The sequence below is a fragment of the Kocuria sp. U4B genome (assembly GCF_054875615.1).
In genome coordinates, this window is sequence record NZ_CM142180.1 from 2,802,116 (window position 1) to 2,826,129 (window position 24,014).

Sequence of the window (24,014 nt, forward strand, 5' to 3'; positions counted from 1 at the left end):
CGACGACGGGGCGCTGCACCTCGTTCACTGCTTCCTCCTGGGCTGCCGGTCCGCTGGACCGCTCGACTGCTGGGCTGGTGGCGCCGGCGGCGCGGCCCCGGTCCGGGGCTACGCTATCGGGCCCGGCTGGACGGGGCGTGGGAGGCACGCGGGTCAGGCCTGTCCGTCGCGCAGGACGGCCGCGGCGCGGGACGCGCGGCGGCGCAGCTCGGGCAGCTCGTCGGCCCTGCCCGTGACGTTGACGTGGCCGATCTTGCGCCCGGGGCGCACGGCCTTGCCGTAGTTGTGGATCTTGGCCCGGGGCTCGGCGCTCATCGCGGCGCGGTAGGCGCCGAAGAGGTCCTGGTTGGCGCCGCCGAGGTAGTTCTTCATCACGGCGGCCCCGCCGATCAGGGCGGTGTCCCCGAGCGGGAGGTCCAGGACGGCGCGCAGGTGCTGCTCGAACTGGCTCGTCACCGACCCGTCCATGGTCCAGTGCCCCGAGTTGTGGGGGCGCATGGCCAGCTCGTTGACGAGGAAGCCCGGTCCCCGGCCGGGGGTCTCGAAGAGTTCGGCGGCCATCACGCCCGTGACGCCGAGCTCGGTGGCGAGCGTGCGCGCGGTGTCCGCGGCGGCCGCGGCGACCTCGGGCAGCAGGGCGGGGGCTGGGGCCAGCACCTCGTCGCACACGCCGTCCACCTGGATGGACTCGACCACGGGCCACGCCCGGACCTCGCCCGACGGGGTGCGGGCCACCAGGGCGGAGAGCTCGCGGGTGAACGGGACCTTCTCCTCCGCGAGCAGCGGCCCGTCCGTGCGCTCGAACCACTGGGCCGGCTCGGCGCCGCGGGCGGCCGCGGCCGTGTCCAGGACCATGACGCCCTTGCCGTCGTAGCCGCCGCGCGGGGTCTTGAGCACCACGGGCCAGCCGGTGCGCTCGCCGAACGCGACGAGCTCCTCGACGTCGGCCACGGGCGCCCAGTGCGGGTTGGGCAGGCCCATCCGGTCCACCGCCGCGCGCATCCGCAGCTTGTCCTGGGCGTGGACGAGCGCGGCGGGGCCGGGCTGGACGTCGACGCCCTCGGCGAGCAGGGCGTGCAGGTGGTCGGTGGGCACGTGCTCGTGGTCGAACGTCAGGACGTCGACGTCCGCGGCGAAGCGGCGCAGCACCTCGAGGTCGGTGTAGTCGCCCACGGGGGCGGTGGGCACGGCGGCCACCGCCGAGACGTCGGGGCCCTCGGCGAGCACGCGCAGCTCGAAGCCCAGGGCGGTGGCGGCGGGCGCCATCATGCGGGCGAGCTGCCCGCCTCCGACGACGCCGACAACAGGTCCGGTCACAGAAGTTCTCACCCGTCCAGGGTATCCCGGCTCGTCAGCGGTCCCGGGCGCCCGCCCGGTCACACCCCGGGCGGGCCCGGGGAGCCGGGGTACGATGACCCGAAGTCCGGGCGGGTGCCATCCTGCGCCGTCCGGTCACGGCGCCGGCCGGCGCCCGCCCGCTCACCAGCCTGGAGACCGAAGCCGCGTGAACCGTCTCGTCGACCGTTTCGATGCCCTGTGGCACCTGTTCGTCAAGGAACTCATGAAGTTCGGCGTCGTCGGGGCGCTCGCGTTCGTCATCAACGCGTCCCTCACGTGGGTGCTCATGCACACGTGGTTCCAGGACGGGCACCTCAAGGCGAAGGTCGTCGCGACGGCCGTGGCGATCCTCTTCGCCTGGGTGGCCAACCGGATGTGGACGTTCCGGCACAAGCGCCAGTCCGACAAGCGCCGGGAGCTGGTCCAGTTCCTGGTGGCCAACGGGATCGGCATGGCCATCGAGCTCGGCTGCCTGGGCTTCAGCTACTACGTGCTGGGCCTCACCAGCGCCTACGCCTCCTTCGTCTCCGGGACGATCATCGGCACGATCCTCGGCACCGTGTTCCGCTACTTCGCATACCGGTTCTGGGTGTTCACCGAGGAGCTCGACGCGGACCCGAACTTCGCGGACACCGCCGCCCTCGAGATCGCGCGGATCACCGGGCACGTCCCGGTGGCCGGGGCCGGCCACGACGGCCGCCGCGACGACCACCAGGACACGCGTCCCCCGGCCGGGCGCTGAGCCCCGCCGGGGGAGGCCTGCTCAGAAGCCCGCCGCGTTCTCGGCCGCCAGCACGGCGTCCCAGGCCTCGTCCGCCGCGTCCCGGTCGGTGACCACCACCGCGCGGCCGGAGGCCAGCACCCCCAGCACGCGCAGCAGGAACGCCTCGTCCATCCGGCGCCCGGGCACGTGCACCGCCGCCGCGGCGCCCCAGGCAGGTTCACGGGCCCCGGCGAGCTCCCGGGCGCGCGGCAGCAGCTGCCCGTGCAGCACGGGGTCGGCGTCGTGCGCGGCGAGCAGCGCCGGGTCCTGCGGGCCGGGCTCCTCGAAGCCCGCGTAGACGTCGGCGTGGGCGCGGATCTCCGCGCAGTAGTCCACGGCGTCCTCGCCCGGCAGCTCCCCCCGGTACCCCAGGGACAGGGCGGGGCGGTCCACGACGACCGCCCGGGCCCGCGCCGGCGGCTCCGCCACGAGCGGCGGCAGGCCGCCCCGGGCGTCCACGAGCGCCACGACCGCCCGGGCGCCGGCCGCGCCGCCGGGACCCGCCGGGTCCACGGGCAGCACGGCCGCGCCCATCGTCCACGTCCCGAGCACCGCGGCGAGGCCCCGCCAGTGGACGTCCTCGCCCACCGCGACGACGTCGCCCCCCGCCAGGTCCAGCTCGTCGACCCACAGGTTCGCCGTCTTCGCCGCCCAGTTGTCGAGAACCCGTCCGGAGAGCTCCACCCGCTCGCCGTCGGCTCCGTACCAGACGAGCGCCGGCCGGGTGTGGTGGCGCAGGCCGTCCATCAGAAGGGGGACAGTCGTGGCCGTGGGAAAATCCATGCTCGCTCCTGGTGGGTGCTCGGGTGCGAGGGCCTGCCGGTGGCATATGCCCTCGGGTGCATCTGTCCTGCGGCCTGCCCGGTGCGCCGAAGCGCCTCTGACCTGGATGAACGCCCCGTTCGAGGCTCATTAGCACATGCAAGGACTGGACGAAGGGCCAGGCGTAATCCCTTGACGGCACAGTATTCGCACACGTGTAATGAGGAGGTCCGGCAGGCGATCACCAAAGATACGTTCTCCGGGATGCATCGGGTCGGCGCCCCCCGCATTATGCCAGGCCCGAGCGAACGTGTCGCATGGAAGGATAGTCATGGGAGAGGCTGCACGCCGCCAGCTCGTCGATTCCACCCCCCTCGTCCCCCGTCGCCGGAGCGTGCGCTCGGCCCCGGAGGACTGGTTCGTCGATCCGGCCGACCCCCGCGCCGCCGAACGGCACGTCCAGCGGACGAGCCTGAGCCTGGAGGACCAGGCCACCGCCTTCCTCACCGCCCACGGGACCGCCGAGGAGGACCGGACGGCCCCCGCGGGCCTGGACCTGCTCGAAGCACCCCTCGCCGACGGGGCGGACCGCTGGCAGGCGGTCGCCGGCCTGTACGCCGTGGAGGAGGACGAGGGCGAGCTCTCGTGGCAGACCGACGCATTGTGCGCCCAGACCGACCCGGAGGCCTTCTTCCCGGAGAAGGGCGGCTCCACGCGCGACGCCAAGCGCGTCTGCGAGGCCTGCCCCGTCCAGGCCGAGTGCCTGGACTACGCCATGAGCAAGGACGAGAAGTTCGGGATCTGGGGCGGGCTCTCCGAGCGCGAACGCCGCCGTCTGCGCCGCCTCGCCCGCTGAGGTAGTTTCGGAGGATGAGCTCTTCCGGCAGCGCCACGCGCCGCTGCTCCCGCCAGACCTGCACGCGGGACGCGGTCATGACCCTCACCTACGTGTACTCGGACTCGACCGCCGTCGTCGGCCCCCTGGCCGCCCACGCCGAGCCCCACGCGTACGACCTGTGCGGCGTGCACGCCGACCGGCTCACCGTCCCGCGCGGGTGGCGGGTGGTCCGCCTCGAGCTGCCGGAGGCGGCCGCGCGCCGCGACGACATCGACGCCGTCGCCGAGGCGGTGCGCGAGCCCGAGCCCGTGCCGGGCGTCCGCGACCGCCCGCGGACGGTGCTGCGCGACGTCTCCCTCCCGCGCCCGGGCGCCGCCCGGGGCAGCGCACCCGGTGCGGGCGCCGCGCCCGGTGGACGCCCCGCACCCGCCGTCCCGGAGGAGCCCGCCGCCGCTGCTCCGCGCCGGGCCCCGGCCGAGGTGCCGTGGCACGACGCCCCGATGCCGCAGACCCTGCAGCGGCCCCACCTGCGCCGCCCGGCCACCGGGAGCACCGGGCCGCTGCCCCCGCGCTGAATCCTGCGCTGCATCCCGCGCCGAACTCCCCGGGGGGTCCCCCGCGCGGGGGCCTGTGCCCCGGGAGGTCCTCCCCTAGGATGAGCCGCAGGCCGCGTCTGCCCGGCGCGGTGGCTCTTCCCCCCGGAGCACCAGGAGTCCCCCCATGACTGTGCCTGCAACGACGCAGACGACGCACGAGGTCCACCACGAGGTCCACCACGAGGTCCGCCCCTCGTCCCCGCGCCCGGGCAGGACCGAGGGCACACCCGCCCCGCACGCCGTGCCGGCGAGCCTGCGCCCGGCGCCGTGGGCGGCCCAGCAGCGCGCGCCGGAGCCGGTGGCACGCCCCAAGCCCGCCCTGGACCCCGCACTGTTCGCGATCCTGCGCTGTCCGCTCACCGGCGGGGCCCTCGTCCCCGTGGACGCCGACCGGCTGATGAGCGACCGCCCGTTCCGCGACGGCGTCCACCCGGTCTACCCGGTCGTCAACGGCATCGCCTGCCTGAGCCCCGTGCGCTGAGCCCCCCGGTACCGGGGCCCCGCGGGCCGCGCCGCCGCAGCGGGTGCACGGCCCGTCCCGGGCGGTCCCGGAGGGGCCGGCAGTCGCACCCCGCGGCTTCCCGGGGCCCTCGGCCGGGGCCCCTGGCCCTATCGTGGAGGCGTCCCCCGTGCCTTCCTCCCCGCACCCCCGACGCCCGAGGTGATCCCGCCATGCCCCCGTTCCCCCGTGCGGATGCCCTGCCCGCCGCTGCGCCCGTCACCCCTCCGCGCCGCCTGCTCGCCCTCGGCGCGGTGACGCTGCTGCTCGCGACCGGCTGCGCCCAGGCCGCCGACGGCACACCGGCGGCCCCGTCCTCCGGCGCCCCGACCCCGGCGGCACCGGCGGCCGCACCGACCGCGACAGCACCGGCCGCGACAGCACCGGCCGGGGCCGTGCCCACGGCGTCCCCGCCGGTCGCGGAGGGTCCCGCCGGGGTCGCGGTCACGCCCGCGGACGCGGCGGTCGAGCACAACCCCGTCGATCCGGTCGTCGTGCGCGCCGGCCGGGGGGAGCTCGCCGACGTCGCCCTCGTGCCGGCGCCGGGCGGCGCCCCCGTGCCGGGCGAGCTCTCCGCCGACGGCCGCACCTGGACGAGCTCCGGGGACCTCGCCTTCGACACCCAGTACGTGCTGACCTGGACCGCCGTGGCCGACGGCGTCCCCACCTCCGGGACGAGCGCGTTCACCACCGTCGCGGCCGCGAACGAGGTCGACGCCCGGCTCAACGTCGTGGACGGCCAGGTCTACGGCACCGGCCAGGTCCTGGAGCTGCGCTTCTCCGAGCCCGTCCTGGACAGGGCCGCGGTCGAGCGGGCCGTCACCGTGGAGGGCGGCGGCGACCGGGCCGGCGCGTTCCGCTGGTACTCGGACCGGGTGGTCCGCTACCGGCCCGCCGAGAAGTGGCAGCCGCGGTCCCGGGTCACCGTCTCCCTGGACCTGCGCGGCCTCGACGTGGGCGACGGCATGATCGGCAACCACGACCTGCGCACCACCTTCTCCACCGGCGCCGAGCACTACGCCCGCGTGGACAACCGCACGAAGACCCTCACCGCCTACGTCGACGGCAAGGTCGTCGGAAGGTTCCCCGTCACGCTCGGCAACCCCGACTGGCCGTCCACCACGGGCCGGAAGGTCATCATGGAGCAGGCCCCGAGCTACCTCTTCCAGGCCTCCTCCCTCGACCTCGCCCCGGGGGAGCCGCACTGGTACGAGACGTTCTGGGCGTCGAACGTGTCCCGGCTGACCGCCAGCGGCGAGTTCGTCCACCAGGCGCTGCCCTCGGCCCTGCCCCTCCTGGGAGAGGAGAACGTCTCGCACGGGTGCGTGGGCATGAGCCCCGAGGGGGCCGAGTTCATCCACGACGTCTTCCGCCCCGGGGACGTCGTGGAGGTCCTCGACACCGGCTACCCGCAGGCCGACCCCGACGACGGGTACGGGGACTGGAACATTCCCTTCGAGCACTACGCGGACGAGCAGTGGAAGGGCAACTGGTGACCGGCGCCCCGGTCCTCCGCCCCGCCCTGCCGGGCGGGTAGGATCGGGGCCGACCGCGCGGCCCCGTCCCGCGCCGCACCCGATCCCCTCCGATCCGAAGGACCCGCCCGTGGCCCCCTCCAGCAACCACCAGGCCCCCTGGCAGCAGGCCGACCCCGCCGAGCCCGCGGCCGAGCGCCGGGAGGAGCCCGTGTGGACCGGCCTGATCCCCGCCGTCAGCACCTCCGAGCCCGCGCCGGACGAGGACCCGTCCGGCCGCCCGGCGGACGGCCCCGGGCGCGGCACCGCGCGCCCGGGCGGCTCCCAGCCGGTGGACGCGGTCGCGGAGGAGGACGAGGAGATGGACGAGGACGCCCGCCGCCGGGCCGCCCTGCGCCAGGACGCCGTGGCGGACGAGCCGCGGTTCCCGCGCCTGCAGCAGGTCCTCCTCGCCGTCGTGCTCCCGCTCGCCCTGCTGGCGGCCGCCGTGCGCACCGTGGCGACGCCCCTGTTCCTGTGGGCGGAGTACCACCGCCCCGGCTTCCCCGCGGACCGCTACGGCTTCTCGACCGACGAGCGGATGATCCTCGGCTCCTACGGCCTCGACTACGTCCTGAACTGGGCCCCCGCCGGTTTCCTCGGCGACCTCCGGGGCGCGGACGGCACCCGGCTGTTCCTGAGCTCCGAGGTCGCGCACATGACGGACGTAAAGGTCGTGCTGCAGAGCGCGCTCGCCGCGGTCGCCGTGCTGGCGCTGCTGGGGATCGTCTCGTCCCTGTACCTGCGCGCGAAGGCGCCCGGGGCGGCGTCGGGCGCCCTGTTCTTCGGGTCGTGGCTGACCGTGGTGCTCCTGGTGCTGCTCGCGGTCGGCGCGGTGCTGGGCTGGCAGCAGTTCTTCACCTTGTTCCACTCCCTGTTCTTCGCGGAGGGCAGCTGGACCTTCCGGGCCTCGGACACCCTCATCCGGCTCTACCCGACCCAGTTCTGGATGGACGCGGCGATCGCGGTGGGCGCGCTCGCCCTCCTGGGGGCCCTCGCCGTCATGGTCGCCACCTGGCCCACGGCGTTCCGCCGGCACCGCGCCCTCGAGCGGGTCCGCCGGCGCCAGGAGCTGAAGCGGCGGCTCGCCGGGCGCTGAGCCGGCCGCGGCCGGAGCTCAGGCGGCGGTGAACAGCGAGAAGCCCACCAGCGCGGTCACCACCATGGCGAGGAGCAGCAGGAGCGTGCGGCCGGCGAGGTTCGTGTTGTCCGCCCGCCGGTGGGCGAACCAGGCGTGGGCGAGCACGCCCAGCAGCAGGGCGAAGGCGGTGACGCTCAGCCCGTGGGACCACCCCGGCCGGCCGGCCGCGGGCTGGACCAGCGAGGGGACCAGCACCAGCCCCAGGCCGACCGCGCCGATGACCAGGGCCGCCCGCCGGTCGGCGCGGTCGAGCCGGCGGTGCCACGGCAGCAGGGCCGCGGCGTAGACGACGAGGAACAGGACCAGCCGCACCGCCGGGAGGGCGAGGGCGCTCGAGATCATGGGGATCCTTCCGTGGTGCACGGGCGAACGGGGGACGGCCCCGGGACGGCGGCCACGACCTAGCGCTCGGGCGCCGCCGCGTCGATGAGCACCTCGGCGGCCCGCCGGGCCTGCCCGGCCGCGTCGGGCGTTCCGGCGATCGCCGCGGTCGTCTGGGCGCCCTCGGCCAGGATGCACAGCTGGGGGCCCAGCTCCGCGGGGGCGCCGGCGTCGTCGACGAGCTGGGCGACGTAGGCCTGGAAGGCGCGCTTGTGCTCCCGGGCGGACGCGGCCACCCGCGGCGAGACGCTGCCCAGCTCCCCGAAGGCGTTGATGAACCCGCAGCCGCGGAAGGAGTCCTCGGCGAACCAGTCGGCCAGGTAGTCGTAGATGCCCAGCAGCCGCTCGCGCGGGCTCGCGGACCGCTCCACCCGTGCGCGCACGCCGTCCTCCCACATCCGGTGCCGGCGGGCGAGGACGGCCAGGACGAGGTCCTCCTTCGAGGGGAACAGGGCGTAGAGGCGCTTGAGCGAGACCCCGGCCGCCTGGCGCAGCTCGTCCATCCCCACGGCCTGCACCCCGCGGCCGTAGAAGAGCCGGTCTGCCGTCTCGAGCACGTGCTGGCGCGGGTCGTCGGAGTCCATGCCGCCATTCTATTGCGCGGAGAACGGGCGTTCCCTAGGCTGGGAAGCGCGGGAGAACGATCGTTCTCCCACGTGCCGGGAACGACCGAGAGGAACCACCCCATGGGTTACATCACCGTCGACACCACCAACAGCACCGACATCGAGCTCTACTACGAGGACCACGGCAGCGGCCAGCCCGTCGTCCTGATCCACGGCTACCCGCTGGACGGCTCGTCCTGGGAGAAGCAGACCGCCGCCCTGCTCGAGGCCGGCTACCGGGTCATCACCTACGACCGCCGCGGCTTCGGGCGCTCCAGCAAGCCCGTCACCGGCTACGACTACGACACCTTCGCCGCCGACCTGGACGCCGTCCTCAGGACCCTGGACCTGTCGGACGCGGTGCTCGTGGGCTTCTCCATGGGCACCGGGGAGGTCGGGCGCTACCTGTCCACCTACGGCTCCGCCCGGGTCGCCAAGGCCGCGTTCCTGGGCTCGCTGGAGCCCTACCTGCTGCAGACCGAGGACAACCCCACCGGCGTTCCGCAGGAGGTCTTCGACGGGCTCGGCCAGGCCGTGACCGCCGACCGCTACGCCTTTTTCACCGACTTCTTCGACAACTTTTACAACACCGACACGTTCCTGGGCACCGAGCGGCTCAGCCGGCAGGTCGTGGACGCGAGCTGGAACATCGCCTCCCGCTCCGGGGCCGTGGCCTCCGTGGCGGCGCAGCCCACATGGCTGACGGACTTCCGGGAGGACATCCCGAAGATCGACGTCCCGGCCCTGATCGTGCACGGCACCGCCGACAACATCCTGCCCATCGAGGCCACGGGGCGGCAGTTCGCCAAGGCCCTGCCCGAGGCCGACTACGTCGAGATCGAGGGCGCGCCGCACGGCCTGCTCTGGACCCACGGCGCCGAGGTCAACACCGCCCTCCTGGACTTCCTCGCCCGCTAGACCCGCCCTGCCCGCCCCGGGGCGCCGCACCGGTCACCGGTGCGGCGCCTCGGGGCGTGCGGCCGGCTCAGATCCAGGCGTCGAACCACATCCGCTGCCGCCACTGCTCGTAGGGGACGGTCTCCGCGAACCAGATCGGCGCGAAGTGCGCGCTCAGGACCAGGGCCGTGGCCGTGAAGAGGCCCACGACCACGAGCCCGGCGCGCCGGCGGGCCACGGTGCGCCGGGGCCCGCCGAGGACGAGGCCCAGCATCCCGGCCAGCAGCAGCATGAGGTACGGCTCGACGGGCAGCGCGTAGAAGTAGAACATGGTGCGCTCGGGGTAGAGGTACCAGGGCAGGTAGCCGGCGGCGAACACGCCCAGGGGCGCCCCGAACCGCCAGTCCCGCCGTGCTGCCCACAGCCACACGGCCACCAGGAGCGCCGCGATCGCGGTCCACCACAGCAGCGGGTTGCCGATGTTGAGGATCGCCTGCGAGCAGTTCTCCACCGCGCACCCGGCCGTGCCCTGCGCCGGGGACTCGTAGTAGTAGGAGGTGGGCCGGCCCAGGACCAGCCACAGCCACGGCAGCGCCTCGTAGGAGTGCGGGGTGCCCAGGCCGTTGTGGAAGTCGAACGCGGCGACGTGGTAGGCCCACAGCGAGCGCAGCGGCGCCGGCAGCCACGCCACGCCCTCGCCCGGGTGCTCCGCGGCCCAGGTGCGGTGGTAGGCGCCGGACGAGGCGAACCACCCCGACCACGAGAGCAGGTAGGCCACCAGGCCCGTCCCCACGACGGCGAGGAAGGCGGGGATCCCGTCCCGGAGCAGGCCCGCCCGCAGCCAGTGCCGCACCCCGGCCACCCGCCGGGCGTTCATGTCCCACAGCACCGTGAGCACGCCTAGGGCCGCGACCATGAACAGCGCGTTCCACTTCGTCCCCACGGCGAGCCCGCACGCGGCGCCGGCCGCGATCCGCCACCAGCGCACGCCCAGCCACGGGCCCCACGCGAGCCGGGACCGCAGCTCGGGCTCGGCGGTCCCCGGGCCGGCCACGCCCAGCCGGGCGACCAGGCGCCGGCGGGCGTGGGCCCGGTCCAGCAGCAGGAGCACGAACGCGAGCAGCACGAAGAACATGAGGAAGACGTCGAGCAGCGCGAGCCGGGACTGCACGAGGTGCAGGCCGTCGACGGCCGTGAACAGGCCCGCGAGCGTCGCCACGGTCACCGAGCGGAAGAGCAGCCACCCGGCCGCGCAGACCAGGGCGACCGACAGGGTCCCCACGAGCGCTGCGGAGAACCGCCAGCCGAACGGGTCCTCCGCCCCAAACAGCCACATCCCCGCGGCGATCAGCCACTTGCCGACCGGCGGGTGCACCACGTAGGAGGGGGTGTCGAGGGCCTCCGGGGGAGTGCCCGCCACGAGGAGCTCGTCGGCGCCCTCGGGCCACTGCCGCTCGTAGCCGTAGCGCAGCAGGGAGTAGGAGTCCTTCACGTAGTAGGTCTCGTCGAAGACGATCGCGTCCGGGTGCCCGAGGTGCCAGAAGCGCAGCACGCCGCCGAGCACCACGACGAGCAGGGGCGCGAGCCAGGCCAGGCGCCCGACGGCGGCCGGCGCGGGCAGCAGCCGGGCGCGCAGGGCGTCGGGGGCCAGGGACCGGGGCAGCGTGCTCACCGGGGGCGCCGGCCGCGTCGCCGGTGCGGGGGCTGGGGCGCGGACCGAGGAGCTCACGGTGTCATCGTAGGGGACGGGGCTCCGGCCGCCGGGGACGGGCGGGCCCGGCGGCCGGCCGTAGAGTGGAGCCGTGCACACCGAACCCCACGACGACGCCCCGCCCGCCGCTTTCGAGGCCCCGCCCGGCGAGGCCGGGTCCGACGCCGGGGCCGTGGTCCTGGCGGGCACGCCGATCGGCAACCTGGGGGACGCGTCGCCCAGGTTGCGGCAGGCCCTCGAGAGCGCCGACGTGCTCGCCGTCGAGGACACCCGGCGGCTGCGCCGGCTCGTGGCGGGCCTCGGCGTCACGACGCGCGGACGGGTGCTCACCCACCACGAGCACAACGAGGCCGCGCGGGTGGCCGAGCTGCTCGAGGCCGTGCGCGCCGGGCGCACCGTGCTGGTGCTCTCCGACGCCGGGATGCCCACCGTCTCCGACCCCGGCTACCGGCTCGCCGAGGCCGCCGCGGCCGAGGGGCTCACCGTCACGGCGATCCCCGGGCCCTCCGCGGTGCTCACGGCGCTCGCCGTCTCGGGCCTGCCCACGGACCGGTTCACGTTCGAGGGCTTCCTGCCCCGGAAGGGCTCCGACCGCGCGGCCCGCCTCGCCGAGCTCGACGGCGAACGCCGCACCATGGTGTTCTACGAGGCCCCGCACCGGCTCGAGGTCATGCTCACGGCCCTGCGCGAGGCGTTCGGGCCCGACCGTCCCGCGGTCGTCGCCCGGGAGCTGACCAAACTGCACGAGGAGGTCGTGCGCGGCACCCTCGCGGAGCTCGTCGCCTGGTGCGCTGAGGGGCAGGTGCGTGGGGAGATCGCCGTCGTCGTCGCCGGGGCCCCCGCCCCGGACGCCGCCCGGCCCGAGGACCTGGTGACCGAGGTCGAGGCGCTCGTGGCCGGCGGGGTCCGGCTCAAGGACGCCGCCGGGCGGGTGGCCGAGCGCTCCGGCGTGGGCAAGCGCGAGCTCTACGAGACCGTCCTGGACGCCCGCCGGAAGTAGCCCGAGCGCCCCAGACCGTCCGCCCCGGACCGTCCGTCCTGGATCACCGGCCGCGCAGCACCGAGCGCGGGAGCCAGCGGGCGCGCCGGGCACCGGGGCGCTGCGCCAGTCCGGCGCGCAGCGCCGCGACGTCCCCGGGCCCGGACCCGGGCGACCACGCGGTCCCCGGCGCGGCGTAGAGCGCCCGCTCGGCGTCGTCCCCCAGCCGCCGCAGGGACTCGCCCGCCGGCGGCACGGCGTGGGCGAGCCGGGCCACGAAGGTCCGCGGCGTCTCCGCCGCGGCCCGGGCGAGGCCGTGGTCGGCCGCGAGGTCCTCGACCTCCGCCCAGCCCGCGAGCGCCCGGTCCCCGGGCGCGGCGGAGGGGTCGGCGAGCCGCTGCAGCCGCCGGGCCCGCCGCCGGTCCCGCACGAGGCGCGGCAGCGCCAGGAGCAGGGCGAGCAGCGCTGCGGTCAGGGCGGCCGCGGCCCAGGGCAGCCAGGCGCGCGGACCGTCGTCGGGCTCCCCGGGGGGTGCGGCTTCCTCGGCCGGTGCCCCGGTGACGGCCGGCTCGGGGTCGCTGGTCTGCGTGCTCGTGGGGTCGTCGGAGGGGCTCTGCGTCGGCTCGGCGGTGGGCGGGGCCGTGCCCGTCGGCTCCCCGGCCGGCTCCTCGGCCGGGGTTTCCGCGGCGTAGCCGGGGACCTCGCCGGTGCCGGGGGTCGGCTCGAAGCGCACCCAGCCCACGCCCTCGAACCACAGCTCCGGCCACGCGTGGGCGTCCCGGGGCCGCACCGGCACCGGGGTGTCCGCCCCGGGCCGGGCGAACGGGTCCCCGGCCGCGTCCTGGGCGGGCGGGAGGTAGCCGACCGCCACGCGGGCGGGGATGCCCAGCTCGCGCGCCATGACGGCCATCGCGGGAGCGAAGTGCCCGGCGTAGCCGGCCCGCTCCTGCAGGAACCGCTCCAGGGCGCTCATCCCGCCGGCGTCGTAGCCCTGCGCCACCGGGGTGTCCACGTCGTAGCGGAACTCGTCCGAGCGCAGCCACTCCTGCAGGGCGAGGGCCTGGTCGAACGCCGTGGCGGCGCTGCCGGCGTGCCGGTGCGCGGCGTCCCGCAGGGCGGCCGGGGTGTCCTCCGGCAGCGCCCGGAACGGGTCCAGCGGCTCGCCGGCCGGCGCCGCGGGGGCCGCGCGCAGCTGCGCGGCCGTGGGCTCGGGCGCCACGGAGCGGACCTCGTAGGCGGTGCCCGGCTCCGGGACGTCGTCCGCGTGCACGGCGAGGTCCCGGGGGCTCCACGACCAGCCGTCCCCGCCCAGCCCGGTCACGGCCACGGGGACCCAGGGGAGGGGGAGCCACCGCTCGGACCAGTTCCGCAGCGTCACCGCCGCGGTCCGCTGCTCACCCGGGCCCACGGGGTTCAGCGGCGTCGCGCCGAGCCCGCCGAGGCCCTCCTCGAGATCCTCGGCGGCGGGGAACCACTCGTCCCCGGTGAAGTCCTCGAGGCTGAGCACCCGCAGCAGCTCGGGCTCGCCCGAAGCCGTCGTGTACTCGAGCCGGGGGGCCTGCTCCCCCGAGCGCAGGTCCTGGCCCACCGCGCGCAGCGGCCCCACGCCCGCGGCGCGCTCGCCGGCCAGCCCGCTGCCCTGCGGGAAGGCGCCGTTGACGAAGCCCGGCACCACGCCGGGGACCAGGACGGTCACGGCCAGCACCCCGGCGACCACCACGAGCGCCCGGGGCCAGCTGCCGGGGGCCGCCGCCGTGCGCGGCTCCCGCACCGCGCCCCAGCGCCGCCCGCCCCCGAGCAGCACCAGCGCCGCGAGCGCGGCGGCCGCCGTCCCGGCCGGGCCCACGCTGCCCGGCAGCACGAGGGCCGGGACCACCAGGACGGCGAGGACGCCGGCCCCGGCGAGCACGGGCAGGCGCAGGCCCACCAGCAGCACGTCGACGAGCAGCGCCACGAGCCCCGTGCCCAGGGCCGCCACGAACGAGAGCGCCTGCCCGGCGGGATACGGGGCGGGGCGCTCCCGCACGGCGCCGGCGGCGTCGCGCCACAGCGCCTCCGCGGCGGCGAGGCCGCCGGGCGTGGGCACGAAGCCCAGCAGCGCCGGTTCCCGCAGGAACAGCACGGTGAGCAGGAGCACGAGCGCCCCGGCGCCGAACAGGGGCGCCAGCACGGGCGGCAGGCCCACCGCCCGGGAGACCGCGGTGGCGGCGACGACGGCGAGTGCGGCCAGCAGGGCCCCCGGCAGCCACGCCGTGCCGTCGAGGACGCCGGCCAGGGCGACGAGGGACAGGACGACCGCGGTCAGCACCGTCGCGGCGAGGCCGAGCACGCCCCCCGCCGGGGGCCTCACCGGGCGGCTCCGGCGGTCCGGGCGCCGAGGCCCGCCCACGCGTCCTCGGGCGCCGCCGTGGCGGGGACGACGAGCACGGACCACCCCGCGGCCTCGAGCACCGCGGCGCCGCCGGGGGCCCGGTCCGGGTCGGCGACCAGCACCGCGCTGCCGGTGCCGGCCCGCTGCGCGGCCCGCACCACCCGCTGCGCGCCGGCCCGGTCCAGCTCCCCGGAGACCAGCAGCACCGGGTGGACCAGCCCGTCGCGCTCGAACCGCTCGGCCAGCGGGTCCGCGGCGTCCGGGGACTGTCGGGCGGGGGCGGGCAGGGGCCGCACGCGGGCCAGCCCGTGCCGGGCGTCCTCCGCGGCGTCGTCGGTGACGAGGGCGGTGCCGGCGCCGCGCAGGCGGGTGCCGCCGTCGTCCGCGCCGCCGCGGGGCAGCGGCCGGCCGTGGCCGTCGAGGGCGTGCACGGCGGTCTCCCGCCGGGTCAGGTGCTCCAGGACGGCGGCGGTGAAGGACACGGCCCACTCGAACCCGGCCGTGCTCGGCAGCACGCCGGCCCACAGCCGCTCGCCCGGCCAGGAGCGCTCGTCGAGGTCCAGGACCAGGCTCAGCCGGCGGGTGCTGCGGGGGTCCTCCTGGCGGACCATCAGCTCCCCGTGCTTGGCCGAGGCGGCCCAGTGCACCCGGCGCACCGGGTCGCCGTGGCGGTACTCGCGGATCGTCACGTTGTCCGGCCCCGGCTGCGGCATCGCCGTGCGGGACGGGTCGCCGCCCCGCTCCCGGAGCCGCCCGGCGGCGGTCTCGGGCAGCGGCACGGCCTCCGGGGCCACGTGCAGGGAGGTCCGCTCGGAGGCGTCGAGCAGCTCCGTGGCCAGGCCGAACGGGTCGGCGACCCGCACGGTCGCCGGGCCCAGCGCCCACACCCCGCGCCGGCGCGGGCAGACGGTGTAGGCGGCGGGCTCCCCGCCGGTGCCGACGGCCAGCTCCCGGTCCCCGCCCAGGGGCCCGGGCACGCTCTCGTGCACGGTGACCGCCCCGGGCGCCGGCCTGCCGCCCCGGGCCCGGTGCCGCACGCGCAGGCGCACCACCGCGGAGTCCCCGGCCGTCACGAGCGCGGGGTCCACGGTGCGCTTGAGCAGCACGCGGGGTGTGACGACGTAGAGGGACAGCGCGGCGAACAGCGGGGCCCCGCCGAGGAACAGGGCCAGCGCCAGGACGTCCTTGCGCCCCAGCCAGGTGGCCGCCAGCAGCGCCAGCCCGCCCGCCGCGAGGAACGCCCAGCCCCGGCCCGTGAACCGGGCGCGGGAGTCGACGGGCTGCTCCTCCCGCTCGCCCGCGGCGCCGGCGCCCTCCCGGGTCCGCCCGGCGCGCCCGTGGGCGCGGCTCATCGGCCGCGGGGGGCGTGCTCGGCCGGGACGCGGACGTCCTCGAGCACCGCGCGCACCAGCTGCTCCGCGGAGTCGGTGCCGGCCCGGCGGTCCAGGATCAGCCGGTGCGCCAGCACCGGCACGGCGACCGCGCGGACGTCGTCGGGCAGGACGTACTCGCGCCCGCTCAGGGCGGCCTCCGCCCGGGCGGCGGCCTGGAGCTGGAGCAGGGCCCGGGGGCTCGCGCCCAGGCGGATCTGCGGGTGGGACCGGGTGGCCTGGCCCAGCGCCACGACGTAGGACCGCACGGCGTCGGAGACGTGGATCCCGCGGACGTGCTCGACGAGGCGGGCGGCGTCCTCCACGGCCACGACCGGGCGCAGGCCCGCGAGCGGGGACCCGCCGCCGTGGTCGGCGAGCATCGTCATCTCGGCGGCCGTGTCCGGGTAGCCCATCGAGATGCGCGCCGTGAACCGGTCCCGCTGCGCCTCCGGCAGGGGGAAGGTGCCGTCCATCTCGACCGGGTTCTGCGTCGCCACGACCATGAACGGGGTGCCCAGGCGGTGGGTCGTGCCGTCGGCGGTGACCTGCCCCTCGGCCATGCACTCCAGCAGCGCGGACTGGGTCTTGGCGGAGGCCCGGTTGATCTCGTCGCCGATGACGACGTTGGCGAACACCGGGCCGGGCTTGAACTCGAACTCCCGCCGGGCCTGGTCGTAGACCGAGACCCCCGTGATGTCCGTGGGGAGGAGGTCGGGGGTGAACTGGATGCGGGTGACGGACCCGCCGATCGCCGTGGCCAGCGTGCGGGCCAGCATCGTCTTGCCCACGCCGGGGACGTCCTCCACGAGCAGGTGCCCGCCGGCCAGCAGCACCGTCAGGGCGGTGCGCGCCGCTTCGGGCTTGCCGTCGATGACGGCGTTGATCCGGTCCAGGATCGCCTGCGTGTACTGCGGGAAGGACTCCATGGGCTCCTCGGCTTCCTCGTCGGCACTTGTCCCCCACAGTATGTGGCCCCGCCCGTCTCGTAGATTGGAGGCGAGACCGCGTCCCCTCCGAACTCCCCGAGGTTGCCTCCTCATGACCGACCCGAACGCCACCCGCCTGGCCGCCTCCCTGTGGCCGGACCCCGCCGACCGCCCCGCCCAGCGCCCCGGCGACGTCCCGCCCGCCTACGAGGCCGAGCGCTACGCCCTGCCCGAGGACGTCCCCGACGGCGAGGGCACCCGGCGCCGTGCGGCCCAGGCCGACGACGGTCGCCGCCGCAACCTCGCCTACCCGCCCGCGCCGCCGGCCCTGCCGCACCGGGTGGCCGACAACCACACCCACCTGGACCTGCAGGACGGGCAGGTGACGGTCTCGGTGCGCGACGCCGTGGACGCCGCCGCGCTCGCCGGGGTGGCCGGGGTGGTGCAGGTCGGCTGCGACGTGCCGTCGTCGCGCTTCGCCGTGGCCGCCGCCCAGGCCGACCCGCGGGTGCTGGCGGCCGTGGCCCTGCACCCCAACGAGGCCCCGAAGCTGGCCGCCGCCGGGACCCTCGACGAGGCGCTCGCCGAGATCCGGGCGATGGGGGAGCACGAGCGGGTGCGGGCCTTCGGGGAGACCGGCCTCGACTACTACCGCACGGAGGGGGAGGGACGGGAGCACCAGAAGCGCTCCTTCCGCGAGCACATCCGCTTCGCCAAGGAGACCGGCAAGGCCCTGCAGATCCACGACCGGGACGCGCACGCCGACGTCGTCGCCGTGCTGCTCGAGGAGGGCGCGCCCGAGCGCACCGTCTTCCACTGCTTCTCCGGCGACGCCGAGCTCGCCCGCACCTGCAACGAGCACGGCTGGTACATGTCCTTCTCCGGGACGGTCACGTTCAAGAACAGCCACGACCTCAAGGCAGCGCTGCGGGTCGCCCGCCCGGAGCTGGTGCTCGTGGAGACCGACGCCCCGTTCCTGACCCCCCACCCGTACCGGGGCCGGCCCAACGCCAGCTACGTGGTCAACTGGACGGTGCGGGGGATGGCGGGGATCCTCGAGCAGGACCTCGAACCGCTGTGCGAGCGGATCTGGGCCAACACCGCCGCGGTGTACGGGACGTTCTGAGGCGCGCCAGCGCTGCCCACTGTCCGGCGCCCCCTGTCGCCGAGTCCCCACGGTGGCTTCATCTGCCCACGATCGATCCTGGGGAACTGAAGCCGGAGTGGGGACCCGGGTCCTCCGCCGCCGGGCTCCTGGGGGCTCGGCGGCGAGCGGGACGGCTCTCACCACGGCCGCGCCGCCCGCTGCAGCGCCGCGGGGACTCGGCACCAGGGGGTGCCGGGATGTGGGGGCTCGGCAGCAGGGAACGCGGAAGCATGGGGGTTCGGCGGGCGAGGGGCCGGGCGGGGCCGCCGGAGCGGGCCGATACGATGACCCGGTGACAGATGACACCGACCCCGCCGCCCGCCCGCTGCTCGGACCCGCCGAGATCCGCGCGCTCGCCGAGCAGCTCGGCATCCGGCCGACCAAGACGCTGGGGCAGAACTTCGTGATCGACCCCAACACGATCCGCCGGATCGTCGCGGCCGCGGACCTGCGCCCGGCGGAGACGGTGCTCGAGGTCGGCCCCGGCCTCGGCTCGCTGACCCTCGGCCTGCTGGACGCCGCGGAGCGGGTCGTCGCCGTGGAGATCGACCCGCCCCTGGCCCGGCAGCTCCCGCACACGGTCGAGCGCTTCCGCCCGGAGCAGGCCGCGCACCTGAGCGTCGTGGAGCAGGACGCCCTGCGCGTCGAGGAGCTCCCGGCCCGGCCCACCGCCCTGGTGGCCAACCTGCCGTACAACGTGGCCGTGCCGGTGCTGCTGCACCTGCTGGGCCGCTTCGACTCGATCGGCCACGGGCTCGTCATGGTGCAGGAGGAGGTCGCCGACCGCCTCGCCGCGGGGCCCGGCTCCAAGGTCTACGGCGTCCCGTCGGTCAAGGCCTCCTGGTACGCCGAGGTCACGAAGGCCGGGACGATCGGCAAGAACGTGTTCTGGCCGGCCCCGCAGATCGCCTCCGGGCTCGTGCGCTTCGTGCGCCGGGACCGGCCGGTCGCCGACGTCGACCGCAACCTCGTCTTCGCCGTGGTCGACGCCGCCTTCGCGCAGCGGCGCAAGACGCTGCGCGCCGCGCTCGCGGGCTGGGCGGGCTCCGCCGCGGCGGCGGGCGAGCTGCTGGCCGCGGCCGGCATCGACCCGGGGGAGCGGGGCGAGAAGCTCGACGTCCACGAGTTCGCCCGCATCGCGCAGGCCGGCGCGGCGGCCGGGCTGAGCGCGGGGGCCCGGGGCGCATGAGCACCCTGACGCTGGCCGAGCAGGCCTCCGCCCCCGGCAAGGTCAACCTGTTCTTCGCCGCCGGCCCGCGGCGCCCGGACGGCTACCACGACGTCGCGAGCCTCTACTGCGCCGTAAGCACGGCCGAGACCGTCACCGCCACCCCGACCCGCGGCACCGGCATCGCCGTGGGCGTCGCCGCGGTCCCGGGCTCGCTCGTCGACCAGCAGATCGCGGCCGGCACGTTCTGCCTGGACGCGGTCCCCACCGACGGGTCCAACCTCGCGGTGCGCGCGGCCCGCGCCGTGCTGGAGCGCTTCCCTGCGCTGCCCGGCGGGCTGCACCTGCAGATCGACAAGGCCGTCCCCGTGGCCGGCGGCATGGGCGGGGGCTCGGCCGACGCCGCCGCGGCGCTCGTGGCCGTCAACCGGCTCGCGGCCCGCGTCTCGGGCCGGCCCGCGCTCGACGACGACGCCCTGCTCGCCCTGGCCGCCGGCCTCGGCGCGGACGTGCCCTTCGCCCTGGTGGGCGGGGCCGCCGTCGGCACCGGCACCGGCGCGCAGCTGCGGCCCGTGCGGACCGGCGCCCCGGTGCACCTGGTGCTCGTCGCCGGCACCGCAGGGCTGTCCACCCCCGCGGTCTACGCCGAGCTGGACCGGCTGCGCGAGCACGAGGACGTGCCCGCGCCCGCGCTGCCGCACGGGCTCGAGCAGGCGCTGTCGGACGGGACCGCGCAGGACCTGGCCCCGCTGCTGCGCAACGACCTGCAGCCGGCCGCGCTGTCGATGGCCCCGCACCTGGCCGCGGCCCTGGCCGAGGGCCCCGCGGCCGGTGCTGCGGCGAGCCTCGTCTCCGGCTCCGGGCCCACGGTCGCCCACCTGCTGGCCGACGCGGCGTCGGCCGAGACGCTCGCGCAACGGCTCCGGGAGCGGGGCGCGCCCGCTCTCGCGGTGCGCGTCCCCGGTCCCTGAGCCGGGCCCGGACGGGTCCGCCCCGCGGGCCGGGGGAGCATGTCCCGGGCCGGCGGCGACCCCGCCTGTCGAGTACCCGCGGGTAGGTGACGAGCCGGTCACGGTTCGCGGTCGTGGCTGGGCGGACCTGCGGCGCCGGTCCTAGCCTGGGGCTGTCGCACGGCAGGCGCGCGACGACTTCGACCGGGGGTGCGGGACATGAGACGACTCGGAGCAGGTGCTGCGACGGTGGCCGTGGCACTGGCGGGACCGCTGCCGGTGGCCGTCGCGCAGGGGGACCACGAGCCGCCCGGTCCGCGGGTGGTCGCCGAGGGGCTGGACAACCCGCGGCAGCTGAACTGGGACCAGGACGGGCAGTCGCTGGTCGTGGCCGAGGCCGGCCGGGGCGGACCGGAGTGCGTCACGGAAGGGCGCTGCGTGGGCCCGACCGGCGCGGTCACGCTCGTCGAGGACCCGGACGGGGAGACGCCCACGGCGTCCTCCGCCGCCGAGGGACTGCTCTCCGTCGCGGGCCCGGACGGGTCCTTCGCGGAAGGCCCCGCCGGCGCGGACACCACGGACGTGGAGGGGCAGCACATCGTCGCCGGCTACGACCCCGCCCGGTTCGACCCCGCCGTGCCCGAGGCGCGCGGCGGGTCCCTGCTGGTGGCCGTCCAGGAGGCCTCCGACGTCACCTCCGTCCTGGCCTACGCCGATCTCCAGGCGGCCGAGGAGCAGCTCAACCCCGACGGCGCGCAGATCGACTCCAATCCGTACGCGGTGCTCTACGTGGACGAGGACACGGGGGAGTCCCCGGACGGCTACGCGCTCGTGGCGGACGCGGGGGCGAACGCCGTGTGGAAGGTCGAGCCGGACTTCTCCACGGCGACCGAGGACGCCCCGCCCGCGTACGAGGTGAGCGTCTTCGCGAGCTGGCCGACCACCGGACTGCCCGGCGGGGCGGACGACCCGGAAGGACCTCCCGAGTTCGTGCCCACGTCCCTGGCCGCGGACCAGGACGGCAACATCTACGTCGGCGGGCTGGGATCGGTGCGCCCGGGGGAGGCCTCGGTCGTGCAGTTCGCCGCGGACGGCACCGAGCTGACGCGCTGGGACGGGTTCACCGCGGTGACCGGCGTGGCGGTGGACGGCGGCCACCTCTTCGTCTCGCAGCTGTTCGGGCCCACCCCGCCCATGCCTCCGGGGCAGACCCCGGCGGACGAGGCGCCGCCGGCCGCCGGGGAGGCACCGGGCCAGGTGCTGGTCCTGGACCGGCACGCGGAGGACGCCGAGCGCTACGCGGTCGACGTCCCCCTGCCGGCCGGCCTGGCCTCCGACGGCCGGCACGTCTACGCCGCGGTCAACAGCGTGGCCCCGGCTGAGGGCCTCGCGGCGGGACCGCGGAACCCCCTCGGCGCCCTCGGCGGCGGCGCGGTCTGGGAGCTGGACTTCTCCGAGGCCTACCTCGTGGAGCCCGTCGAGGCCCCGCAGGAATAGGCCCGCGGCCGGGGACGGCGGGGACCACGGCGGTGGCGCGGCCCGGTCGCGCCACCGCCGTCGCCGCGGCCACGGCGGTCCTCACCGGGCAGGGATTGCGGCACGGAAAAATTCGCTATTCATTCCCGCTCCTCAGGAGCATCCTGGAATCATTCGAGCGTGCTCGGGAAGCCTCCCGGGCCCGTGGACCGATCCAGGAGGACCAGCCATGCCTGCCACCGAGTTCGTTCCCGTCTCCGACTGCTCCGTCGAGCCCTGCTCCTTCAACCACAACCACGAGTGCACCGCCCACGCCATCACCGTCTCCGGCTCGAACGGCCACGCCCACTGCGGCACGTTCATCTCCCTCGGCCCCGACGGCGGCCTGCCGACCGTCCACGCCGAGGTCGGCGCGTGCCAGCGCTCCGAGTGCACGCACAACTCCCACCTGATGTGCACGGCCGAGAAGATCATGGTCGGCCGCGGCGCCGACGAGGCTGACTGCCTCACCTACCAGGCGGCCTGACCCGCCGCGGAGGATCCCGCCGGGTGGCGGCCCCGGCCAGGGGGCCCTCACCCGGCGGGTTCCGCCGCAGACCTAGGCCAGGTCCTCGGACAGCTCCAGCCAGCGCATCTCCAGCTCCTCGATCTCGTCCTCGACCGCGCGCAGCCCCGCGGTGATCGTGGCGAGGCCGCTGTAGTCGGACTGGTCGTGGGCCGCCATCCCGGCGTGGATCTGCACGACCTGGGCGTTGAGCTTCTCGAGCTTGCGCTCGATCGCGGCGACCTCCTTCTGCGCGGCGCGGGCCTGCGCGCCGGTCAGCCTCGGCGCGGCGAGCGTCGTCGTCGCCCCGCCGGAGGCCCCGGCGGCGCCCGCCGCCAGGGGGTTCGTGGCCCCGGCGGAGCCGGCGGCCGAGCCCGAGCGGGACTGGGACGCGAGCTCCAGGTACTGCTCCACCCCGCGCGGCAGGTGCTGGAAGCGGCCGTCGATCACCGCGTACTGCTGGTCGGTGACGCGCTCCAGCAGGTAGCGGTCGTGGGAGACGACCAGCAGGGTGCCGGGCCAGGTGTCGAGCAGGTCCTCCATGGCCGCGAGCATGTCGGTGTCCAGGTCGTTGGAGGGCTCGTCGAGGATGAGCACGTTGGGCTCGTCGAGCAGGATCATCAGCAGCTGCAGCCGCCGCTTCTGCCCGCCCGAGAGGTCCTTGACCGGGGTGGAGAGCTGCTCGTTGGTGAAGCCCAGCCGCTCGAGGAGCTGGCCGGGGCTCATCTCCTTGCCGTCGGCCAGGTAGGTGGTCCGCTTGGACGCGATGACGTCCGAGACCCGGTCCTCGGCCACGTCCTCCAGCTCGGACAGCTGCTGGGTGAGGGTCGCGATCTTCACGGTCTTGCCGCGCTTGACCCGCCCGCTCGTGGGCTGGACCGCGCCGGTGACCAGGCCCAGCAGCGTGGACTTGCCGGCGCCGTTGACGCCGAGGATGCCGGTGCGCTCCCCGGGGGCGATCAGCCAGGTGACGTCCTTGAGCACCGGGCGGGTGCCCCCGTCCTCGGTCGGGTAGGCGACGGAGACCTTCTCCAGGTCCACCACGTCCTTGCCCAGCCGCGAAACCGCCATCCGGGACAGCTCCACGGTGTCGCGCGGCGGGGGCACGTCGCTGATCAGCTGGTTGGCGGCCTCGATGCGGAACTTCGGCTTGGCCGTGCGGGCGGGGGCGCCGCGGCGCAGCCACGCCAGCTCCTTCTTCATGAGGTTCTGCCGCTTCGCCTCGACCGTGGCGGCCTGGCGGTCGCGCTCCACGCGCTGCAGCACGTACGCGGCGTAGCCGCCCTCGAAGGGCTCCACGATCCGGTCGTGGACCTCCCACGTGGTGGTGCACACCGCGTCGAGGAACCAGCGGTCGTGGGTGACCACGGCGAGCCCGCCCTGGTTCTTCGGCCACCGGCTGCCGAGGTGGCGGGCCAGCCAGGTGATGCCGTCGACGTCGAGGTGGTTGGTGGGCTCGTCCAGGAAGATGACGTCCCAGTCCCCGGCCAGCAGCGCCGCGAGCGCCACGCGCCGCTTCTGCCCGCCGGAGAGCTCGCCCACCTTCGCGTCCCAGTCGAGGTCGTTGACGAGCCCGGAGATCACGTCGCGTACCTTCGCGTCCCCGGCCCACTCGTGCTCCTCGCGCCCGCCGACGACGGCGTGGCCCACGGTGAGCTCCGGGTCCAGGACGTCGGCCTGGTCGAGCATGCCGACGCGCACGCCCGAGCGCACGGTCACGCGGCCCTCGTCGGGCTGGAGCCGGCCCGCGAGCAGCTTCATGAGGGTCGACTTGCCGTCGCCGTTGCGGCCCACGATGCCGATCCGGTCGCCCTCGTCGATGCCGAGGCTCACGCCGTCGAAGACCGTCTTGGTGGGGAATTCCAGGTGCAGGTTCTCGCCGCCGAGTAGATGTGACACCCGACAAGGGTACTCGGGTGTCCTGGGTCCCCGGTGTGCGAGTCTCGTGGGCGCCGAGCCCCCCACCTGGTGCCAACTTCCCAGGTGCGATCATGGGGAATCGCCACCACCTTGGGGACTCGGCGGGAGATGGCAA

At 75.9% G+C, this 24,014-nt stretch carries 22 protein-coding genes; 13 read left to right on the plus strand and 9 right to left on the minus strand.

All coding sequences use genetic code 11. From position 1 onward, the window contains the following. Positions 1-153: 153 nt before the first annotated feature. On the minus strand, positions 154-1,269 hold the full coding sequence (locus ACYSMR_RS13235; RefSeq protein ID WP_461748027.1) for a 5-(carboxyamino)imidazole ribonucleotide synthase: 1,116 nt from the start codon (positions 1,267-1,269) through the stop codon (positions 154-156). A gap of 235 nt (positions 1,270-1,504) precedes the next feature. Between ACYSMR_RS13235 and ACYSMR_RS13240 the strand changes: the two genes are divergently transcribed. After that, complete coding sequence (locus tag ACYSMR_RS13240; protein WP_461745802.1) at positions 1,505-2,080, plus strand: GtrA family protein; 576 nt, start codon at positions 1,505-1,507, stop codon at positions 2,078-2,080. 21 nt (positions 2,081-2,101) lie between these two features. Here the strand turns inward: ACYSMR_RS13240 and ACYSMR_RS13245 are convergent, their stop codons facing one another. Next, positions 2,102-2,884, minus strand: a complete 783-nt coding sequence (locus tag ACYSMR_RS13245; RefSeq protein WP_461745804.1) for a TIGR03089 family protein — start codon at positions 2,882-2,884, stop codon at positions 2,102-2,104. Between the two features lie 310 nt (positions 2,885-3,194). Between ACYSMR_RS13245 and ACYSMR_RS13250 the strand changes: the two genes are divergently transcribed. From ACYSMR_RS13250 to ACYSMR_RS13270, 5 genes are all read left to right on the plus strand, one after another. Then, positions 3,195-3,719, plus strand: coding sequence for a WhiB family transcriptional regulator (locus ACYSMR_RS13250; protein WP_309126579.1), 525 nt, complete (start codon positions 3,195-3,197; stop codon positions 3,717-3,719). 14 nt (positions 3,720-3,733) lie between these two features. After that, positions 3,734-4,276: a DUF3499 domain-containing protein gene (locus ACYSMR_RS13255; protein ID WP_461745807.1), complete on the plus strand. Its 543-nt coding sequence runs from the start codon at positions 3,734-3,736 to the stop codon at positions 4,274-4,276. Positions 4,277-4,421: 145 nt separating this feature from the next. After that, positions 4,422-4,778, plus strand: coding sequence for a hypothetical protein (locus ACYSMR_RS13260; protein ID WP_461745809.1), 357 nt, complete (start codon positions 4,422-4,424; stop codon positions 4,776-4,778). Positions 4,779-4,969: 191 nt separating this feature from the next. Beyond that, positions 4,970-6,292 carry a L,D-transpeptidase gene (locus ACYSMR_RS13265; RefSeq protein WP_461745811.1) on the plus strand — a complete coding sequence of 441 codons (1,323 nt, stop codon included), beginning with the start codon at positions 4,970-4,972 and terminating at the stop codon, positions 6,290-6,292. A 109-nt stretch (positions 6,293-6,401) separates the two neighbouring features. Further along, on the plus strand, positions 6,402-7,409 hold the full coding sequence (locus tag ACYSMR_RS13270) for a TIGR01906 family membrane protein (RefSeq protein WP_461745813.1): 1,008 nt from the start codon (positions 6,402-6,404) through the stop codon (positions 7,407-7,409). A gap of 18 nt (positions 7,410-7,427) precedes the next feature. On the opposite strand, the gene ACYSMR_RS13275 is transcribed toward ACYSMR_RS13270, so the two are convergent. Continuing rightward, positions 7,428-7,793: a hypothetical protein gene (locus ACYSMR_RS13275; protein ID WP_251333449.1), complete on the minus strand. Its 366-nt coding sequence runs from the start codon at positions 7,791-7,793 to the stop codon at positions 7,428-7,430. Positions 7,794-7,852: 59 nt separating this feature from the next. Further along, complete coding sequence (locus ACYSMR_RS13280) at positions 7,853-8,416, minus strand: TetR/AcrR family transcriptional regulator (RefSeq protein ID WP_309126697.1); 564 nt, start codon at positions 8,414-8,416, stop codon at positions 7,853-7,855. A gap of 102 nt (positions 8,417-8,518) precedes the next feature. On the opposite strand from ACYSMR_RS13280, the gene ACYSMR_RS13285 reads away from it, so the two are divergent. Beyond that, entirely contained in the window at positions 8,519-9,355 is an 837-nt protein-coding gene (locus ACYSMR_RS13285) for an alpha/beta fold hydrolase (RefSeq protein WP_461745816.1), read from the plus strand. Positions 9,356-9,422: 67 nt separating this feature from the next. Here the strand turns inward: ACYSMR_RS13285 and ACYSMR_RS13290 are convergent, their stop codons facing one another. After that, a complete protein-coding gene (locus ACYSMR_RS13290) occupies positions 9,423-11,063 on the minus strand; it encodes a dolichyl-phosphate-mannose--protein mannosyltransferase (protein ID WP_461745818.1) in 1,641 nt (546 codons plus the stop codon). 73 nt (positions 11,064-11,136) lie between these two features. Here ACYSMR_RS13290 and rsmI point away from each other — a divergent pair, with 73 nt between their 5' ends. After that, positions 11,137-12,045: a 16S rRNA (cytidine(1402)-2'-O)-methyltransferase gene (rsmI, locus tag ACYSMR_RS13295; protein WP_461745820.1), complete on the plus strand. Its 909-nt coding sequence runs from the start codon at positions 11,137-11,139 to the stop codon at positions 12,043-12,045. Between the two features lie 43 nt (positions 12,046-12,088). On the opposite strand, the gene ACYSMR_RS13300 is transcribed toward rsmI, so the two are convergent. The 3 genes from ACYSMR_RS13300 to ACYSMR_RS13310 are packed head-to-tail and all read right to left on the minus strand — an operon-like array spanning position 12,089 to position 16,694. Continuing rightward, positions 12,089-14,374 carry a transglutaminase TgpA family protein gene (locus ACYSMR_RS13300; protein ID WP_461745822.1) on the minus strand — a complete coding sequence of 762 codons (2,286 nt, stop codon included), beginning with the start codon at positions 14,372-14,374 and terminating at the stop codon, positions 12,089-12,091. Further along, a complete protein-coding gene (locus ACYSMR_RS13305; protein ID WP_461745824.1) occupies positions 14,371-15,747 on the minus strand; it encodes a DUF58 domain-containing protein in 1,377 nt (458 codons plus the stop codon). The genes ACYSMR_RS13300 and ACYSMR_RS13305 overlap by 4 nt, the downstream gene beginning before the upstream one ends. Beyond that, a complete protein-coding gene (locus tag ACYSMR_RS13310) occupies positions 15,744-16,694 on the minus strand; it encodes an AAA family ATPase (RefSeq protein WP_461745826.1) in 951 nt (316 codons plus the stop codon). The genes ACYSMR_RS13305 and ACYSMR_RS13310 overlap by 4 nt, the downstream gene beginning before the upstream one ends. A gap of 112 nt (positions 16,695-16,806) precedes the next feature. Here ACYSMR_RS13310 and ACYSMR_RS13315 point away from each other — a divergent pair, with 112 nt between their 5' ends. The 5 genes from ACYSMR_RS13315 (at position 16,807) to ACYSMR_RS13335 (ending at position 21,961) form a co-directional block, all read left to right on the plus strand. After that, positions 16,807-17,820, plus strand: coding sequence for a TatD family hydrolase (locus ACYSMR_RS13315; protein ID WP_461745828.1), 1,014 nt, complete (start codon positions 16,807-16,809; stop codon positions 17,818-17,820). Positions 17,821-18,133: 313 nt separating this feature from the next. After that, a complete protein-coding gene (rsmA, locus tag ACYSMR_RS13320) occupies positions 18,134-19,030 on the plus strand; it encodes a 16S rRNA (adenine(1518)-N(6)/adenine(1519)-N(6))-dimethyltransferase RsmA (protein ID WP_461745830.1) in 897 nt (298 codons plus the stop codon). Continuing rightward, on the plus strand, positions 19,027-19,980 hold the full coding sequence (locus ACYSMR_RS13325; protein ID WP_461745832.1) for a 4-(cytidine 5'-diphospho)-2-C-methyl-D-erythritol kinase: 954 nt from the start codon (positions 19,027-19,029) through the stop codon (positions 19,978-19,980). Before rsmA ends, ACYSMR_RS13325 begins: the two co-directional genes overlap by 4 nt. Positions 19,981-20,178: 198 nt before the next feature. Next, a complete protein-coding gene (locus ACYSMR_RS13330) occupies positions 20,179-21,456 on the plus strand; it encodes a ScyD/ScyE family protein (RefSeq protein WP_461745833.1) in 1,278 nt (425 codons plus the stop codon). Positions 21,457-21,664: 208 nt separating this feature from the next. Then, positions 21,665-21,961 (plus strand): DUF1540 domain-containing protein, encoded by a 297-nt coding sequence (locus ACYSMR_RS13335; RefSeq protein WP_309126788.1) that lies wholly within the window; start codon positions 21,665-21,667, stop codon positions 21,959-21,961. A 72-nt stretch (positions 21,962-22,033) separates the two neighbouring features. Here the strand turns inward: ACYSMR_RS13335 and ACYSMR_RS13340 are convergent, their stop codons facing one another. Beyond that, the gene (locus tag ACYSMR_RS13340; RefSeq protein ID WP_461745835.1) at positions 22,034-23,878 is read right to left on the minus strand and encodes an ABC-F family ATP-binding cassette domain-containing protein; all 1,845 of its coding nucleotides are present in this window, start codon (positions 23,876-23,878) and stop codon (positions 22,034-22,036) included. Between the last annotated feature and the right edge of the window lie 136 nt (positions 23,879-24,014).

Excerpts from the sequence above, each read along its gene's own strand:
- ACYSMR_RS13245 (WP_461745804.1), bottom strand. The coding sequence starts at position 2,884 with ATGGATTTTCCCACGGCCACGACTGTCCCCCTTCTGATGGACGGCCTG.
- ACYSMR_RS13330 (WP_461745833.1), top strand. The coding sequence starts at position 20,179 with ATGAGACGACTCGGAGCAGGTGCTGCGACGGTGGCCGTGGCACTGGCG.
- ACYSMR_RS13335 (WP_309126788.1), top strand. The coding sequence starts at position 21,665 with ATGCCTGCCACCGAGTTCGTTCCCGTCTCCGACTGCTCCGTCGAGCCC.
- ACYSMR_RS13305 (WP_461745824.1), bottom strand. The coding sequence starts at position 15,747 with ATGAGCCGCGCCCACGGGCGCGCCGGGCGGACCCGGGAGGGCGCCGGC.
- ACYSMR_RS13310 (WP_461745826.1), bottom strand. The coding sequence starts at position 16,694 with ATGGAGTCCTTCCCGCAGTACACGCAGGCGATCCTGGACCGGATCAAC.
- ACYSMR_RS13265 (WP_461745811.1), top strand. The coding sequence starts at position 4,970 with ATGCCCCCGTTCCCCCGTGCGGATGCCCTGCCCGCCGCTGCGCCCGTC.
- ACYSMR_RS13285 (WP_461745816.1), top strand. The coding sequence starts at position 8,519 with ATGGGTTACATCACCGTCGACACCACCAACAGCACCGACATCGAGCTC.
- ACYSMR_RS13275 (WP_251333449.1), bottom strand. The coding sequence starts at position 7,793 with ATGATCTCGAGCGCCCTCGCCCTCCCGGCGGTGCGGCTGGTCCTGTTC.
- ACYSMR_RS13280 (WP_309126697.1), bottom strand. The coding sequence starts at position 8,416 with ATGGACTCCGACGACCCGCGCCAGCACGTGCTCGAGACGGCAGACCGG.
- ACYSMR_RS13315 (WP_461745828.1), top strand. The coding sequence starts at position 16,807 with ATGACCGACCCGAACGCCACCCGCCTGGCCGCCTCCCTGTGGCCGGAC.
- ACYSMR_RS13250 (WP_309126579.1), top strand. The coding sequence starts at position 3,195 with ATGGGAGAGGCTGCACGCCGCCAGCTCGTCGATTCCACCCCCCTCGTC.
- ACYSMR_RS13255 (WP_461745807.1), top strand. The coding sequence starts at position 3,734 with ATGAGCTCTTCCGGCAGCGCCACGCGCCGCTGCTCCCGCCAGACCTGC.
- ACYSMR_RS13325 (WP_461745832.1), top strand. The coding sequence starts at position 19,027 with ATGAGCACCCTGACGCTGGCCGAGCAGGCCTCCGCCCCCGGCAAGGTC.
- ACYSMR_RS13235 (WP_461748027.1), bottom strand. The coding sequence starts at position 1,269 with ATGATGGCGCCCGCCGCCACCGCCCTGGGCTTCGAGCTGCGCGTGCTC.
- ACYSMR_RS13260 (WP_461745809.1), top strand. The coding sequence starts at position 4,422 with ATGACTGTGCCTGCAACGACGCAGACGACGCACGAGGTCCACCACGAG.